Source organism: Streptomyces sp. NBC_01352, from assembly GCF_036237295.1.
Taxonomy (GTDB): domain Bacteria; phylum Actinomycetota; class Actinomycetes; order Streptomycetales; family Streptomycetaceae; genus Streptomyces; species Streptomyces plumbiresistens.
Genome location: NZ_CP108354.1, coordinates 2,675,558 through 2,691,677 on the forward strand (window position 1 = coordinate 2,675,558; position 16,120 = coordinate 2,691,677).

The following is a 16,120-nucleotide window of genomic DNA, read 5'->3' on the forward strand; positions in this document are numbered from 1 at the left end:
GACCGGCCGCACTCACGTCCAGAGCAAGGGAGTTGGCAGTGTGAGCGGAAACATCGAGGTCCGCGGTCTGTCCCGCACCTTCCACACCACCGTCCGCCGCCCGGGCTTCACCGGCGCACTCCGCTCGCTGGTCAACCCGGAGCGGGTCGCCAAGCACGCCGTCGCCGATGTCACCTTCGATGTCGCCCCGGGTGAACTCCTCGCCCTGCTCGGCCCGAACGGCGCGGGCAAGTCCACCACCATCAAGGTCCTCACCGGTATCCTCACGCCCACCTCCGGCGAGGCCCGGGTCGCGGGTCTGGTGCCGTACCAGGAGCGCGAGCGCAACGCCCGCAACATCGGTGCGGTGTTCGGGCAGCGTACCCAGTTGTGGTGGGACCTGCCGGTGCGCGAGTCGTTCGCGATCCTCAGGGACATCTACGAGGTGCCGAAGGCCGAACACTCCGCCCGGCTCAAGGAGTTCGACGAGCTGCTCGACCTGTCGTCCTTCTGGGACACCCGGGTGCGCCATCTCTCCCTCGGCCAGCGCGTCCGCAGCGACCTCGCCGCCGCCCTGCTGCACGACCCGCGGGTCGTCTTCCTCGACGAGCCGACCATCGGCATGGACGTGGTGGTCAAGGAGCAGGTGCGGGAGTTCCTGCGGCACCAGGTCGAACAGCGCGGCCGTACCGTCCTGCTGACCACGCACGACATGACGGAGGTCGAGCGGCTCGCCGAACGGGTCGTCCTGATCAACCACGGCCGGCTCGTCCTTGACGGCAGCCTCGACGAGATCCGCCGCAAGTTCGGCTCGACCTGGCAGGTGCGGGCGACCCTCGCCGACGCCCACGCCGAGGCCGTACCGCTGCCCGGGATCGCGGTGCTGCGGCACGACGGGCCGCAGGTGGTGTTCGGGCCCGACGGCCCCGACGCCCCCACCGTGCACCAGGCGTTGAAGGCGGTCATCGAACGGTACGAGGTGACCGGCATCGCCATCGACGAGGCGGATCTCGAGGACGTCATGCGCGCCGCCTACGTGCACGCCGGGGTGGCCTGATGGCCGTCCTGCACGCCTGGCGCACCGCCCGCGTCACCCCGCTCGGCGAGTTGCACGCCCCGCCCCGCATGACCGCCGTACTGCTGCGCCTGACCGTGCAGGTCGTGCTGGTGGCGTCCCTGTGGCACGGCCTGTACTCCCACACCGGCACCACCGCCGGACTCGACCGCGACCAGGCGGTAACGTACGCCGTACTGGCCGTACTCGCCTCCCGGCTGCGGGAGTTGGACCAGTACGCGGGCCGGGACACCGTGCTGCAGCACATGCACTTCGGCACGATCGTCTACTGGTACCTGCGCCCGCTGCCGCCCCAGCGCTACCACGCCCTGCGCGCCCTCGGCGAGCAGCTGTACGGCTTCGCGTGGGCGCTCGGCGGATACGCGGTCTGCCTGGCGGCCGGGGTGGTGGAACCGCCCAAGTCGGCGGCGGTCGCGGGGGTGTTCGCGCTCAGCCTGCTGCTGGGTCAGTTGGTCCTGTACCACGTGATGCTCGTCCTGGACCAGCTGTGCTTCTGGACGGTCCGCAACAACGCGGCGATGCTGATCCTGATCTTCGCGCAGAACCTGCTGTCCGGGGTGTACGCGCCGCTGTGGTTCTTCCCCGACTGGTTCGTGACGATGAGCGGCTTCCTGCCCTTCCAGGCGACGCTGAGCGTGCCGCTGTCCCTCTACATCGGCCGTATCCCGCTGTCGGACGCGGCCGGCCAGCTGGCGATCCAGGCGGTCTGGGTCGTACTGCTCGCCCTGTTCACCCGTTTCCTGTGGCGGCGAGCCGCCCTTCGTGTCATGTCCCAAGGAGGTTGATGCCGGTGAACGGCGTCCGGATCGCGTGGCGCGTCACGCTTCTCAACTTCCGTGCGCAGCTGGAGTACCGCACCGAGTTCCTGCTGATGATCGCGATTGGTGCGATCTGGCAGGTGTCGGTGATCGTGTTCGCGACGGTCCTGCTCACCCGGTTCACCGGGATGGGCGGCTGGGACAGCTCGGAGGTCCTGCTGATCCCAGCGACGCGGATGCTGGCGCACGGGCTGTTCGTGCTGGTGCTGGGGCGTATGCACTTCATCGGCCGGCAGATCCAGGAAGGCAGGATCGACATCTATCTGACCCGTCCGATGCCGGTGCACCGCCAGGTCCAGCTCTCCTTCTTCCCCACCAACGCGATCGGCGACCTGACCGTCGCCGCGGGCCTCATGGTGGGCGCGCTCAGCCGCAGCGACCTCGACTGGACCGCGGGCCGGGTCTCGTACCTGATCGCGGCGATCCTCGGCGGCATGCTCCTGGAGGCCGCCCTGTTCACGGCGGTGGCCTCCGCCTCGCTCCGCTTCCCGGCCGCCGACTACTGGGGCCGCTGGCTGGAGGAACTGCTCGGCACCTTCGGCAGCTACCCGCTGAACGTGCTGCCCAAGGCGGTGGGCGGCCTTCTGACGTACGGTCTTCCGCTCGCGTTCGTCGCCTACTTCCCGGCCGCCGTCCTCACCGGGCACGGCCACGACACCGGCGTCCCGTACTGGCTGGCGGCGGCCTCCCCGCTCCTCGGCGTGCTGGCGTACCTGGCGGCGCGACTGCTGTGGCGGTGGAGCCTGAGGCACTACACGGGCGTCAACGGATGACCACCGGCGCTGCCTCCGGCTTACGTCGGCGCCTCGCGGTGAGCCTGGTGTTCGTCGTCCTGCATCGCCACCGCGTGCGCCTGGTCGTCGCCGCCCTCGAAGTCGGTGAGCACCTCGCCGCCGGTGCCGTCGGCGTTGTGGCGCTTCACCGAGAAGTCGGTGAGGGAGGTGGCGCCCCATTCGGTTCCGGCCGTGACGATCCGGCCATCGGGGAGGACGGCCTCCTCGTCCTCCCCAAAGTACTGGAAGTAGTTCTGGTCGATGGAGACCTTACCGCCGGTGCCGATGGAGTGCGTTCAAGAGCGTTGTGGTGAGCGGGAGTGAGTGTGGGTGGTCTGTGTCGTGGCGTGTCTCGGGGGTGGGGTCGGTTTCCGCGGGAACTGGCGTTCTCTCATCGAATGCGTGACCTTCACGGGTGACGCTCGTTTTCCATGGCGACGGGGTCTTCGGGGTGGATGCGGGCGGGGGTGGCAAGGTGGGTGGGTTGAGGGCTGTGGCGGCGCCGTTCGTCGCGTCCGGTCCGAGTGGTGTGGCTGTGCGGACCCGCCTCAAGCACCTGACAGCCGACGATGAGAAGGTGCTGCGTCTGGTGGGTGCGCATCTGGGCTCGCTGGCCTCGAAGGACCTCAAGGCGCGCTGCCGGGACGGACTGGAGCACTCCGCCGACACGTGGGCGGTGCGCAAGCGGGGGCTGACGCCGCTCTCGTCGTCGCGGTGGGCGGGCAGTATCACCAAGGCCACGCACGACCAGTGGGCACTGGCCCGCCGCTGCCAGCTGGCGCACATCCACAACCTGGAAGCCGGCATCCGCACCATCGAGCACCGGCTGGCCCAGCCGGTCGGGCAGAAGAGCACCAAGAAGGCGCCCGGGGGTTACCGGTCGCGGCGGGAGTGGCATGCGAAGTCGAGGCGGCTGCGGGTACTTCAGGACCGGCTGGCCGCCGCGCGGGCCGACCGCGAGGCCGGACTCGTGCACGTCGTACGCGGCGGCAAATGCCTGGCCCGCACCCGGCACCACCTGGAGGCGGCACAGCTCACGGAGTCCGCGTGGCGCCGGGGCTGGGAGGCGGAGCGCTGGTTCTGCCAGGCGGACGGGGAGTCCGGGAAGCGGTACGGCAACGAGACGATCCGGGTCAGCCCGGACGGCGAGGTGAGCATCAAGCTGCCCGCACCGCTGACGCATCTGGCCAACGCCCCGCACGGACGGTACATCCTGGCGTGCCGGGTCACGTTCGCGCACCGGGGTGAGGAGTGGGCGGATCGTGTCGCGGCCAACCGGGCGATCGCCTACCGCCTCCACTACGACATGGGCCGGGACCGCTGGTATCTGACCGCGTCCTGGCAGATCCCGCCCACCCCCACCCTCCCGATCGAGGCGGTGCTCGCCCACGGTGTGATCGGTGTCGACATGAACGCCGACCACCTCGCCGCCTGGCGCCTGGACGTGAACGGCAACCCGACCGGCGCCCCGCGGCGTTTCTTCTACGACCTGTCCGGCACCGCGCCCCATCGTGACGCCCAGGTCCGCCACGCCCTCACCCGCCTCCTGCACTGGGCCAGCACCTGCGGCGTCAAGGCGATCGCTGTCGAGGACCTGGACTTCGCTGCCGAGAAGACCCGGGAGAAGTACGGCCGCCGCAAACGCTTTCGGCAACTGGTCTCCGGCATGCCCACCGGAAAGCTCCGCGCCCGGCTGGCCTCGATGGCCGACCGGACGGGGATCGCGGTCATCGCGGTGGATCCGGCCTACACCAGCCGGTGGGGCGCCCAGCACTGGCAGAGGCCTCTCACCAGCACGACCCGTAAGACCACTCGCCACGATGCTGCCGCTGTGGCGATCGGAAGGCGCGCCCAGGGACACCCGATCCGGCGACGGACGGCACCGCCCCCACCGCACCGGAGTGATGCGGTGGGGCATCGGACCGTCCAGGCCAGAATGGGTGTTGCTGGGCGTGAGGGAACCCGCCCCCGCATCCCCGGACCACGGACACGATCCGTGCCGCCCGGGCGCGGAGTGAACGCGGGCAACCAGAACGCCCAACACCGTCCGGGGCGTTCGGCCGAGCATGAGACCTGGCAACAGGACTCACTCCCGCTCAGTCCCTAGGAACGGTCCAGGTCACCGGGTGCGGCGAACGCGCCGTGCGGCACGGCGACGACGAGCGCCAGCGCCGCGACCAGTGCGGAGGCGGCGCGCAGGGATCCCCGTAGGGATGGGAGGGTGGGCATGCGCCCAGCTTCCGGATGCCCTACGTCCCCTTCACCCGGCTGGCCAGCCGGTGAGCCCACTGGGCCGCAGACTTCCACTCGCCGGGGTGACGTGGCGTTGATAGGACCGGCGGGGGCGGGCGGCCGCCGCCCCGGTCACGCGGCCCGGTAGGCCCGCAGGAACGCCGCGACACCCGCCGTGATCAGCTGCTCCGTCCTCTCCTTGGGCAGCGGGCGGACGCCGTAGTGGGAGAGCTGCACGATCTGGTGGGAGGTCAGGGCGGAGAAGTGCACCCCCGTCAGGGCGGCGTCGCCGTGCACGTCGATCAGACCGGCCGCGGCGAGTCCCGCCATCGCGTCGGCGAGCCCGCGGCCGACCGGGCCCGGCCCGGCGTCCTGCCAGGCCTGGAGAACCTCGGGCGGCACGTGGTCGGCCTCGGCGTGGATGTGCCGGACGAGCGCGAAGTGGTCCGGGAACTCGGCCATGACGCCGACGAAGGCCCGGGCGAGGGCGACGAGATCGCGCTCGAGGTCCTCGGGCCGGGGCGGGTTCGCGGGATCCAACAGGGCGTGGAGGCGGCCGAGTTGGGCGTCCTTGACCTCGCTCGACGTCCAGCTGACGACCGTACGGAAGAGGTCGGCCTTGCCGCCCGGGAAGTGGTTGTAGAGGGTGCGCGTGGACACGCCGGCCGCGGCCGCCAGCGCGTCGACCGAGGCGCGGGTGTAGCCCTCGCGGCCGAAGACCGTGCAGGCGGCGCCCGCCATCGCGATCTGCTTCTGCAGTCTGCGGGGCGGGACCTCGCGCCGGGACCGGTCCATCCAGGCGTCGTTGCTGGTGCCCACGCTCGTCTCCTCGTGCCCTCGTGGATTACAACGAGCGTTGTAATTTTTACAACGCTCGTTGTAGTTTACCGGAGGGAGGCCGCACCGGGCGGTCGCCCCCGTTCACGAGGGGATACCACCATGGACAGTCCGCTGCGCGTCGCCGTGATCGTCGGCAGCGTCCGCGAGGGCCGCGCGGGAGGTGCCGTCACCGACTGGTTCGTCGGCGCCGCGAGGGGAGCCGACGACCTGGAACTGGACGTCATCGACCTGGTCGACGTCGAACTGCCGCTCGCCATGCCGGGCTGGGGCCGGACGCCGAGCCCCGAGGCCGCCGCCGCGCTGGCCGAGGTCACACCACGGCTGGCCGCCGCGGACGCCTTCGTCGTCGTCACCCCCGAGTACAACCACAGCTTCCCGGCGGCCCTGAAGAACTTCATCGACTGGCACCGCGGCGAGTGGCACGCCAAGCCCGTCGGCTTCGTCTCCTACGGCGGCCTCTCCGGCGGTCTGCGCGCGGTCGAGCAACTCCGGCTGATCTTCGCCGAGTTGCACGCCATGACGGTGCGCGACTCCGTCAGCCTGCACGGCCCGTGGTCCGGCCTCACGGAGGACGGGACCCCGCGCGACCCGGCCGTGTGCGAGAGCGCCGCGAAGGGCATGCTCGGCCAACTGTCCTGGTGGGGGCGGGCGTTGCGGTCGGCCCGTGCGACCCGCCCGTACGAGGGCTGACGGGGGTACGGGGGAATGACCGCCACGCCGGCCCTCGAAGCGCCGTCCGAGGACTCCCGGGCCGCCGCGAAGACCCTCCACCGCACCATCGCCGTCGTCGTCATCGGCTCGGTGATGTCCGTGCTCGACATGACGATCGTCAACGTGGCGCTGGGCAGCCTCTCCGAGGCGTTCCACGCCCCGCTGGAGACGATCCAGTGGACCGCCACCGCGTACACGCTCGCCCTCGCGGCCGTCATCCCGACCGCGGCCTGGGCGATGGGCCGCATCGGCGCCAAGCGCACCTATCTGACCGCCCTGGTGCTCTTCACGCTCGGCTCGCTGCTCGCGGCCTTCGCCTGGGACGCGCCGAGCCTGATCGCGTTCCGTGCGGTGCAGGGGCTGGGCGGCGGGCTGCTGATGCCCGTCGGCATGGCGATGGTGATGCGCATCGCCGACCGGGAGCGGCTCGGGCGGTCCATGGCCCTGCTCGGCCTGCCGATCCTGGTCGGCCCGGTGACCGGGCCGGTACTCGGCGGCTGGCTGCTCGACGCCGCGTCCTGGCACTGGATCTTCCTCGTCAACCTGCCCGTCGGAGCGGTGGCGTTGGTGCTCGCGGCGAGGTTGCTGCGCCCCGACGAGCCCCGGGCCGAGCCGCCCGCGCTGGACGTCCCGGGCCTGCTGATGCTCTCGCCGGGCCTCGCCCTGCTGCTGTTCGGGCTGGCGCGGGGCGGTGAGCGGGGCGACTTCACCTCGTACGGCGCACTCCTGCCGACCCTCGCGGGTGTCGCGCTCGTCGCCGCCTTCGTACGGCGTGCGCTGACCGCCCGGGACCCGCTGCTGGACCTCCGGCTGCTGGGCGACCGCACGTTCGCCGTCGGCATCGGCACGCTCGCGCTGTTCACCTGCGGCTACTTCGGGTCGATGCTGCTCTACCCCGTGTACTGGCAGCAGGTGCGGGACACGAGCGCGACGGTGACCGGCCTGCTGGGCGCGCCGGTCGGGCTCACCGTCGGCATCACCATGCAGATCGCCGCGCGCCGCATCGACAAGGTGTCGCCGCGACGGCTGATCGCGGCCGGGACGGTGATCGGGGCGCTCGGCATGGCGCTGACCGCGCTCCAGATCGGCGAGGCCGACGTGCCCGCCTGGCGGCTCGTCGGCGCGGGGATGGTGATGGGCGTCGGCTCCGGCATGGTCCTGATGCCGACGATGACGACGGCGAGCCGTGACCTGCCGAAGGACCGCATGGCCGCGGCGAGCACCGCGCTGAGCATCAACGCGCAGGTGTGGGCCTCGGTCGGAACGGCCCTGATCTCCGTGGTGCTGGGTTCGACGGGCGCCGACCCCGCCGGCTTCCGGGTCGCGTACGCGGTGGCGGCGGGCCTGCTCGCCCTGGCGCTGCTGCCGGCGGCACTGCTGCCGGGGCGGAGGAGGTGAGGGGGTTGCCTGGGCAGTTAGGGCCGCCTGGGCCGTCCGAGCTCCCCGGACCGCCAGATCGGGGCTCGGGGCGGAGCCCCGTGACCGTCGCTTGTGGCGCACCGAGTCGGGTGGTGGGTGGGCGAGGTCGGGGTCGGGGTCCGGGGCGGAGCCCCGGGGGGCCCTCTGGGCTGCCTGGGCCGGTGATCCGGCGGCTCAGGACCGCCGTATCGGCGTGAACAGCGCGACCACCGCGATCAGTACGCAGCTGGCGCCGGCGACCAGGCCGACCGGTGCGGTGCCCCGGCGTTCGGCCGCCCAGGTCAGGACGGCCGCGCCGATCGGGGCCGCGGAGTACTGGAGGGTCCAGAACGCGGCGGTCACACGGCCCAGCAGCGGTTCCGGGGTCACCTCCTGACGCAGTGACATGGAGCAGGTGCCCGCGATGCCGCCGCAGGCGAGGAACGCCGCGCTCAGTGCCGCGACGACGGACACGTCGCGCGCCCAGCCCAGTCCGGCGAACGCGAGCCCGCACACCGCGACCGCTCCGGTCCAGGTCGGCCCGAAGCCGAGCCCGCGGCGGATCCGGGCCACCAGCAGGGCGCCGGTGATGGTGCCGAGGGCGCCGACGGCCATCACGGTGCCGACCGTGCCGTCGTCGTGGCCGAGGTCGTGCTTGACGTGGTAGATGACCAGGTCGGTCATGCCGAGGGTGAGGAAGCTGAACACGAACAGCAGGGCGGTCAGGGAGCGCAGCACGGGGTGGCCGTACAGGAAGGACACCCCGATCCGCAGGTCCTGCCACAGGCTCGCCTTCTCGGCCTTCTCGGCCTTCTCGGCCGGAACGCCGTCGTCACCGGCGCGCGGGGCGAACCGTACGAACAGCATGCAGACGGCCGACACCCCGAAGCTGGCCGCGTCCACCCCCACCGCGGCGGCCGGTCCGGTCCACGCGGCGACGAGTCCCGCGCACAGCGGGCCGAGGACGCCCGCCGCGGCGGCGGTGGCGTTGAGCCGGCCGTTCGCCTCCGTGAGCTGCTCGGTGCCGACCAGGCCGCGGACGACGGTGACATAGCCGACGGCGAACAGCATGCCGACGGCCTCGCACAGCGGCAGCACGCCGTACAGCAGCCAGACCTGCGGCCCGAACAGCCACACCAGCGGAATCACGCCGTACAGCACCATGCGCACCAGGTCGCAGGCGATGAGCAGCCGGCGGCGGTCGACCCGGTCCACCACGGCCCCGGCGAACACCGCCGCCAGCACCGAGGCGGCCCCGCCGACCGCCGTGAGCAGGCCCATCCGGGCCAGGGAGCCGGTGGCCTGGAGGACCAGCAGGGGCAGGGCGATCAGGGCGAAGGAGTCGCCGAGGACGGAGAGGGTCTGCGCGGCCCAGAAGATGCCGAAGTTCCGTTGCCGCCAGAGGGGACGACCGCGGGAGGGCGGCGGGTCGGTGCGTCGTGGGCGTGGAGTCGAGCTGCCCGGTTCCTCCTCGTCGCGCTGCGCCTCGTACGCCAAGCGGCCCCTCCCCCTCGTCCTGGACCCGGCAACCTTACGGCGTCAGTGGTCCGCGCAGCACGGTGTCGGGGCCGGGACCTCGAAGGGGACCAGCGTGCCGCCCACGGCGGGCATGGCGGTGAGGACGAGTTCGCCCTGCTGCCACTGCGGACGCACGTGATCCCACGTCACCAGGCGGGCGTCCGGGGCCGGTTGGCCAGGGACACCGAGCACGGTCACGCGGTCGATCGCGGACATCGTGAGCAGGTCCGCGATCGTCAGCGTGCCGGTGAGGGAGGAGACCCCCGGGTAGATCACCGCGCGGCCCACGGCGTCCGGGGCGCCAGGTGACACGTCGTACTCCCCGGCCGCGAGCCGCTCCCGGGCGGTGCGCAGGAGCGGCTCGGACGGGAAGGTGAACGACAGGGCGACCCGCGGCCGGTCCCCGCGCACCAGGTGCGTGCAGCCGAACGCGCCCTCGGCAAGGGCGAGTTCGGCCGCCAGCGTGTGGACCAGGTGGTCGGCGGCGCGGAGGTCCCTGACCCCCGCGTCCACGGTGAGGGCGTACGACGTCACGACGGCAGGACCCACACGGGGTTGGAGTAGAACCACAGGTCGGCCCACGGGTCGGCGTCGCCGACGACGTCGATGGCGGGGCCCGCCGGGTCGACGGCCGCGCCCCTCGCGCCGACGGCGGACCGGTTGCCGTCGCTGCCGCGCAGGCGGACGTACAGCGGCCGGTCCACGCGGCCGAGTTGGTAGGTGAGGCGGACCGTGCCACTGGCCTTGTCCACCTCGTACGACCGCACGACCTTGGCCGTCGGCGCGGTGAAGGTGTCCTTGTCGGAGACCGGGCCGGTGACGTCGCCCTGGATGACGTCCACGCGGGCCAGCTTCGGTACGAAGCCCGCCCAGTTGGGGCCGCCGGCGAGAGCGATGTCCACCGTGAACGTGACCGCGGCACCCTTCTTCACGTGCAGCGCGCCGCCGAGCGTGGCCCACCGGCCGCCGCCCGACACCCGGGCGTCGAGACCGCCGAGGAGCTGGCCGTGGTCGACCCAGACGCGGCCGGCGCGGATGCCGTCCATGACGGCGGCGTAGGAGAAGCCGTCGGCGCCGACGTGGGTGCGGCTGTACTGGCCGGGCCAGTAGTCGCCCTGGCTGATGTCGATCTTGCCGCCGTAGACCGGGTCCTCGTACCTGCCGTTGGCGTTGAAGTCGCCGCCCGGGCCGCGCACGGCGGTGTCGGCGTAGACCTGGTGGGAGTCGGAGTTGGCGGTGATCCACCAGGGCTTGCCCTCGGCGAGGAGGCTGTCCCACAGGCCGCCGACCGTGGCGGTCATCCAGTCGAAGCCGCCCCAGGTGCGGTAGCTCTCCAGCGGGTAGCCGACGAAGGAGTTGGCGCTCGGGTTGTTGTCGTAGATACCGCGGGCGCGGGCCGGGCCCATGGGCGCGGGAAGACCGGCGGCCTGGTGGCCGGGGGCGCCCTCGAAGCCGACGGCGATCTGCCGCGAGGGGCTCGCGTCGCGCCAGGCGCGGATCTCGTGCGGGGAGTCGACACCGCGCCGCGCCGGGTGGTTGGCGAGCATCAGCGCGTCCTTGATCTTGCGGCGCTGGACCTGCTCACCGAGGAAGGCCAGGCCCGCGACGGCGAGGGCCTCGTTGGCGGGCGTGGAGTCGGAGGCGCCCTTCACGCTGCCGTCGTAGTCGGTCTCGAACTGCTTGAGGACGGAGACCTCGTTCTTGCCGGGGTGCACGAAGACCGTGCCGTGCTCGGCGCCCGGGATGTTCCACTCCAGGCCCTGGAAGACGAGGGTGTCCTCGTACGCGGACCGGGCCGCCTTGATGTCCGGGTTGACCTTGTCCACGCCGATCTTGGCGTGCGTGGTGCTGCCGTGGTCGGTGATGACCAGCCAGTCCATGCCGTGCTTGGCGCCCTGGCGGACCTGGTCGACGACGCGGTACTTGCCGTCGCTGCTGTACTGGGTGTGGATGTGGTGGTCGCCGGCCAGCCAGAGGAAGCCGTTCGTACGGCGGCTGCTGTTGGTGGCCGTGACGGCGGCGGCAGGCGTTGCCTGGCCGAGGACGCTGCCGGCGGTCAGGCCCGCGCCGAGGAGGCCGGCGCGGCGGAGCAGGGAGCGACGCGACTGCTGCTCGGGGGTCAGGGCCTCGTCGGGCACGGCGGTGTCGAAGGCGGCGGGCAGGGCCGACGCCGCCTCGTGGTCATGGCTGTGCCCGTGTCCGTGCTCATGGTCAGGTCCGTGGTGGTGATGCCCGTGCCCCATGCCGTGCCTCCTGGATCCGCTGCCTTCGCGGCACCACTGCGCCGCGTGTGGAGGATCGAGGCGAAACATGAACCGTTCATGACCAGGAGGTGAGCGGCGGCCGACCCGGGCACGGCAGGACACCTCGTCTCTCACTGTTTCCCCAACTGTCCTTGCCGGTCACACTGGTTGACGTCGAACCTGAGCAGCGTTCATCTTCAGTTCCGGCTCACGTCCCCCGCCCTCCGACCGGAGAGACACCCCCCACCATGAGACGACTCATCGGCACCCTCGCGGCCGCCGCCCTGGCCGTGACCGGCCTCGCCACCACCGGCGCGACGCCCGCGGCAGCGGCCACCTCGGGCACGTTCAACGTCCTCACGTACAACGTCGCGGGCCTCCCCGAGGGCCTCAGCTCCGGCAACCCGGAGACGAACACTCCCCTGATCTCCCCGCGCCTGGCGGCGTACGACCTCGTGAACGTCCAGGAGGACTTCAACTACCACGCGGCCCTGTACGCGGGCGACAACCACCCGCACCGCACCGCGACCAGCGGCGGTGTGCCCTTCGGCGACGGCCTCAACACCCTCTCGGACCACCCCTTCGAGGACTTCGAGCGAGTGAAGTGGAACGCCTGCACGGGCACCAACTGCCTGACACCCAAGGGCTTTTCCCTGGCGCGGGTGCGGCTCGCCGAGGGTGTCTTCGTGGACCTGTACAACGTCCACACGAACGCCGACGCGACGGACGACGCGCTGGCGGCGCGCCGCGCCAACGTCGAGCAGCTGTCGGACTTCATCCAGGCGAACTCGTCCGGCAACGCGGTGCTCGTGATGGGTGACACCAACACGCGGTACACGCGCGCGGGTGACAACATCCGCACACTGGTCGAGGAGAACGGCCTGACGGACCCGTGGGTCAAGCTGGTGAAGGGCGGTACGGCACCGGCGCAGGGCGCCGACGCGCTGGTGTGCCCGACGACGGCCCCGACCAATGACTGCGAGGTGGTGGACAAGGTCCTCTACCGCGGCAGCAAGCTGCTGTCCCTGAACGCCACCCGCTACAACAACGAGTGGGCGTCCTTCCTGGACTCCGTCGGCGGCAACCTCTCCGACCACTTCCCGCACACGGTCGACTTCTCCTACACTCTCAACTCCTCCCTGAAGGCGAGCGACTTCTTCGGCGGCCCGCACGGCACGGCCTTCAACGACGCGGACGACCTGCCCGCGACCCCGTCCCCGCGCACGCTGACGCTGCGCGGCGCCTCCCGCCTGGACGCGGTGTCCCTCACCCACGACGGCGGTACGACCCTCACCCACGGCGGCACGGGCGGCACGGCCACGTCCCTGACGCTCGCGTCGGGCGAACACCTCACGTCCGTGAAGCTGACGCAGGGTCAGAAGGACGGCCGTACCAGGCTCTTCTCGGCGGCGTTCACCACGGACAAGGGCCGCACCCTCTCCTCCGGCACGGCCACCACGGCGACGAAGACCTTCACGGCCCCGTCCGGCTGGCAGATCGTCGGCTTCACGGGGCGGGCGGGCACCGAGGTCGACAAGCTTGGAGTGCTGTACGCGCCGATCGGCTGAGGCCGGTCGGCCTCCTGCGCAGGAAAGCGGGCCGTCAGGGGCGTCCCCCCTAGGGCACCTAGGCCATAAGCTAGGTGCCCTAGCCGACGGTCTCGCGGAGGTCCCCAGTGCCCAGAGCCGGCCTCACCCCCGACCGCATCACCGCGGCCGCCGCCGACCTGGCCGACGAGGTGGGCTTCGAGAACGTCTCGCTCTCCGCTCTGGCCCGGCACTTCGGCGTCAAGGACGCGAGTCTGTACTCGCACGTCAGAAACCTCCAGGACCTCCGCATCCGCGTGGCGTTCCTCGCCGGTGGCGAGATGATCGACCGCATCGCCGTCGCCGTGGCGGGACAGGCGGGCAAGGACGCCCTCGTCGCCTTCGCCGGCGCCTATCGCGCGTACGCCCTCCAGCATCCCGGCCGTTACGCCGCCACCCAGATCCGCATCGCCCCGTCCCTCGCCGCCGACTCCCCCGCCCTGCGCCGCACCGCCGAGATCACGTACGGCATGCTGCGCGCCTACGGACTCGACGAACCCGACCTCACCGACGCCGTACGGCTGCTGCGCGCCACCTTCCACGGCTACTGCGTCCTGGAGTCCACCGGCGGCTTCGGTCACTCCCGTGCCGTACAGACCTCGTGGGACAAGGCGATCGACGCCCTGCATCTCACGCTCAAGCACTGGCCTCGCTGATCCCGCGCCGATTCCCCCACGCCTCGACCTCGGCGTACGACGGTGCCGCACCCCGCGGTGAACGGCCCGCCCGGATGTCCCGCACCGTGTCCAGCGCCGCGCCCAACGCCCTCCGGTACAGCAGCGAGCCCAGGCTGACGCGGCGTACGCCGAGGTCGGTGAGGTGGGGGACGGTCGGGCCGGTGGATGAGTAGAGGATGTTGAGGGGGGCGTCGAGGTGGCGTACGAGGGCGGTGATCCGGGCGGGGTCGGTCAGGCCTGGGACGAACACGCCGTCGGCGCCGGCTTGTTGGTAGGCGTCCAGGCGGGCCAGGGTGTCCGCGAAGTCGCCATCCCCCAGCCAGTACGTGTCGGTGCGGGCGTTCACGAAGAGGTCGGGGGCGGCGGACTTCACCGCGGCGATCTTCCGCGCGTGCAGAGCGGCCGACCCCAGACCGTCCTCCAGGTTGATGCCGGCCGCCCCGACCACGGACAGCTCGCGGGCCAACTCGGCCACCCGCTCGGGGTCGCCGCTGAAGCCGTCCGCCGCGTCGACGGAGAGGAGGAAGGGTTCCGTGCCCAGGTTCAGGGCGAGCTCGAGGGTGTGTTCGCGGGTGGCCGGTGATCCGTCGGGCAGACCCACGGCCGCGGCGACGGCGAGGCTCGTCGTGCCGATCGCGCGAAAGCCCTGCGCGGCCAGGGCCGTCGCGGAGGCGTGGTCCCAGGCGTTGGGGAGCAGCAACGGCTCCTCGGTGCGGTGATGGAGCTCGGCGAAGGCGGTCATGTCCGCCACGGTAGGGGCGACTCGGTTCGGTGCCGACCGAAGTGTTCCGGCGAATGCCCCCGCACAGAGACGGCAACCTTTGATCACCCGGCGGCAACCCCCACACATGACATCCGTGAGACGCCCCGTCGGCCACCGCCGAGTCCGTGCCGCCCGCAAGCCCGTCCTCGCCGGACTCGTAGCGGCCAGCGCCTTCGCCGGCGCCTGGTACGCCGTGGCCGGTGCCGTCACGACTGGCACGACCGCCGCACCGACGCTCGCCGTCACCTCCACAGCCGTGAGTCTTGCGGCCAAGTTCCCTTACCTGTCCCCCGGTTACAACAACACACGCGAGTGGACGCGGACGGCGACCGCGGCGGCCCCGAACGGCACCCTGCGCGTCGCCTGGCCCGCCTCGGACGGCATCCACGTCACCCCGCTGACGGCCGCCGGGAAGCGCTCGGGCGCCGACACCGTGGTGAAGGGGGCCAAGGAGGTCGGCGGCCTGGTCGCGCACAACGACGGCTTCGCGCTTCTCACCAGGGTCACCGACACCAACAAGTGGAAGGAGACGGCGGCCGCGATCGTCCGCTACACAGGCGCCAAGCAGACCTTCCGCACCAAGCTCACCTCCACCGCCACCCACGACACCGCCCCGCTCCTCGACGGCCAACTCACCTGGAACGGCAGCAAGTACGGCGCGTACTTCGTCGTGCACGGCGCGGGCGGCTTCGCCGACGGGCACTTCGGCGACAAGCTGTCGTACGTCAACGCCAAGGGCGCCAAGCTCAGCGGTGGTTGGAGCTGGGGATGCAGCCACAACGAGGGCATCGCCCTGCACCCGGAGAAGACCGGCGCCTTCACCTCCCTCTGCTTCGACGACTGGCGTTCGGGACTGTTCGTCTCGACCGGGATCGGCGCCCCGGACAACGCCCCGGTCGTGCAGCGCGAGCAGTGCTGGGCCGGTTACTGCGGCGGCACGTTCGCGGGCCGTACCGGCGACCTCGTGAAGTCGTCCAGCGGCCGTTACGCCACCGCCTTCGCCTCGCGCGGCGCCGCCTCCGCCGCGAAGAACCCGGACGACGCGAGCGGCCGCGGCTGGACGGTGAAACCGAAGACCGCCACCCACCAGGTGACCGTCGCCTTCCTGAAGAACCGCACCACCCCGGCCGGCAAGGCGATCCGCCTGACCAACACGCCGGGCACCGAACACGTCAACGTGCGCCTCGCCCCGTACGGCAAGGACCGGCTTCTCCTGTCCTGGGAGTCGCTGAAGAACGCCAAGTGCAAGGCGGGCACCTGCACCGGCACCTTCACGGGCACGCACCTTCGGCTCATCGACTGGAACGGGAAGTTCCAGAGTGCGGACAAGGTGGTCGGTGCGCGGTTGACCGGTGACCTGGCGGTACAGAAGGACGGCACACTGACCTGGGCGTACGCACCTGTCACGCCGAGCTACGCGAGCGCGCTCACCGGAGTGTCCCCGACCTCGACGACCCTCAGGATCGCGCGTCTCAAGCCGTGAACCGCGGCTGACGCATCCGCTCGG

The 16,120-nt window shown here is 71.6% G+C and carries 16 protein-coding genes; 9 read left to right on the forward strand and 7 right to left on the reverse strand.

Going from position 1 to position 16,120, the window contains the following annotated elements:
- The first annotated feature begins 40 nt into the window (after window positions 1-40).
- The 3 genes from OG252_RS12525 to OG252_RS12535 are packed head-to-tail and all read left to right on the forward strand — an operon-like array spanning window position 41 to window position 2,645.
- Window positions 41-1,036, forward strand: a complete 996-nt coding sequence (locus tag OG252_RS12525) for an ABC transporter ATP-binding protein (protein WP_329335931.1) — start codon at window positions 41-43, stop codon at window positions 1,034-1,036.
- A complete protein-coding gene (locus OG252_RS12530) occupies window positions 1,036-1,839 on the forward strand; it encodes an ABC-2 family transporter protein (protein WP_329335933.1) in 804 nt (267 codons plus the stop codon). The genes OG252_RS12525 and OG252_RS12530 overlap by 1 nt, the downstream gene beginning before the upstream one ends.
- The gene (locus tag OG252_RS12535; protein ID WP_329335934.1) at window positions 1,839-2,645 is read left to right on the forward strand and encodes an ABC transporter permease; all 807 of its coding nucleotides are present in this window, start codon (window positions 1,839-1,841) and stop codon (window positions 2,643-2,645) included. Before OG252_RS12530 ends, OG252_RS12535 begins: the two co-directional genes overlap by 1 nt.
- Before the next feature lie 20 nt (window positions 2,646-2,665).
- On the opposite strand, the gene OG252_RS12540 is transcribed toward OG252_RS12535, so the two are convergent.
- Window positions 2,666-2,794: a hypothetical protein gene (locus tag OG252_RS12540; RefSeq protein ID WP_329335936.1), complete on the reverse strand. Its 129-nt coding sequence runs from the start codon at window positions 2,792-2,794 to the stop codon at window positions 2,666-2,668.
- 326 nt (window positions 2,795-3,120) lie between these two features.
- Here OG252_RS12540 and OG252_RS12545 point away from each other — a divergent pair, with 326 nt between their 5' ends.
- The gene (locus tag OG252_RS12545; protein WP_329345131.1) at window positions 3,121-4,752 is read left to right on the forward strand and encodes a transposase; all 1,632 of its coding nucleotides are present in this window, start codon (window positions 3,121-3,123) and stop codon (window positions 4,750-4,752) included.
- On the opposite strand, the gene OG252_RS12550 is transcribed toward OG252_RS12545, so the two are convergent.
- Together OG252_RS12550 and OG252_RS12555 are read right to left on the reverse strand one after the other, a co-directional pair.
- Window positions 4,749-4,874: a hypothetical protein gene (locus OG252_RS12550; protein ID WP_329335938.1), complete on the reverse strand. Its 126-nt coding sequence runs from the start codon at window positions 4,872-4,874 to the stop codon at window positions 4,749-4,751. The genes OG252_RS12545 and OG252_RS12550 overlap by 4 nt on opposite strands.
- Window positions 4,875-5,009: 135 nt before the next feature.
- Window positions 5,010-5,696, reverse strand: coding sequence for a TetR/AcrR family transcriptional regulator (locus OG252_RS12555; protein WP_266449632.1), 687 nt, complete (start codon window positions 5,694-5,696; stop codon window positions 5,010-5,012).
- Window positions 5,697-5,816: 120 nt separating this feature from the next.
- On the opposite strand from OG252_RS12555, the gene OG252_RS12560 reads away from it, so the two are divergent.
- Window positions 5,817-6,407 carry an NADPH-dependent FMN reductase gene (locus OG252_RS12560; protein WP_266449629.1) on the forward strand — a complete coding sequence of 197 codons (591 nt, stop codon included), beginning with the start codon at window positions 5,817-5,819 and terminating at the stop codon, window positions 6,405-6,407.
- 15 nt (window positions 6,408-6,422) lie between these two features.
- Complete coding sequence (locus tag OG252_RS12565) at window positions 6,423-7,826, forward strand: DHA2 family efflux MFS transporter permease subunit (RefSeq protein ID WP_329335941.1); 1,404 nt, start codon at window positions 6,423-6,425, stop codon at window positions 7,824-7,826.
- A 195-nt stretch (window positions 7,827-8,021) separates the two neighbouring features.
- On the opposite strand, the gene OG252_RS12570 is transcribed toward OG252_RS12565, so the two are convergent.
- Genes OG252_RS12570 through OG252_RS12580 form a run of 3 tightly spaced genes read right to left on the reverse strand, consistent with a single transcriptional unit; the run spans window position 8,022 to window position 11,587 of the window.
- On the reverse strand, window positions 8,022-9,323 hold the full coding sequence (locus OG252_RS12570) for an MFS transporter (protein WP_329335943.1): 1,302 nt from the start codon (window positions 9,321-9,323) through the stop codon (window positions 8,022-8,024).
- Between the two features lie 42 nt (window positions 9,324-9,365).
- Window positions 9,366-9,878, reverse strand: a complete 513-nt coding sequence (locus OG252_RS12575; RefSeq protein WP_329335945.1) for a hypothetical protein — start codon at window positions 9,876-9,878, stop codon at window positions 9,366-9,368.
- Window positions 9,875-11,587, reverse strand: a complete 1,713-nt coding sequence (locus tag OG252_RS12580; RefSeq protein WP_329335946.1) for a PHP domain-containing protein — start codon at window positions 11,585-11,587, stop codon at window positions 9,875-9,877. Before OG252_RS12580 ends, OG252_RS12575 begins: the two co-directional genes overlap by 4 nt.
- A 248-nt stretch (window positions 11,588-11,835) precedes the next feature.
- Between OG252_RS12580 and OG252_RS12585 the strand changes: the two genes are divergently transcribed.
- Complete coding sequence (locus OG252_RS12585; protein ID WP_329335947.1) at window positions 11,836-13,155, forward strand: jacalin-like lectin; 1,320 nt, start codon at window positions 11,836-11,838, stop codon at window positions 13,153-13,155.
- Between the two features lie 107 nt (window positions 13,156-13,262).
- A complete protein-coding gene (locus OG252_RS12590; protein ID WP_329335948.1) occupies window positions 13,263-13,829 on the forward strand; it encodes a TetR/AcrR family transcriptional regulator in 567 nt (188 codons plus the stop codon).
- Here the strand turns inward: OG252_RS12590 and OG252_RS12595 are convergent.
- Window positions 13,810-14,592, reverse strand: coding sequence for an isocitrate lyase/PEP mutase family protein (locus OG252_RS12595; protein ID WP_329335950.1), 783 nt, complete (start codon window positions 14,590-14,592; stop codon window positions 13,810-13,812). The genes OG252_RS12590 and OG252_RS12595 overlap by 20 nt on opposite strands.
- A 106-nt stretch (window positions 14,593-14,698) precedes the next feature.
- On the opposite strand from OG252_RS12595, the gene OG252_RS12600 reads away from it, so the two are divergent.
- Window positions 14,699-16,096 (forward strand): hypothetical protein, encoded by a 1,398-nt coding sequence (locus OG252_RS12600; protein ID WP_329335952.1) that lies wholly within the window; start codon window positions 14,699-14,701, stop codon window positions 16,094-16,096.
- The last annotated feature ends 24 nt before the right edge of the window (window positions 16,097-16,120 follow it).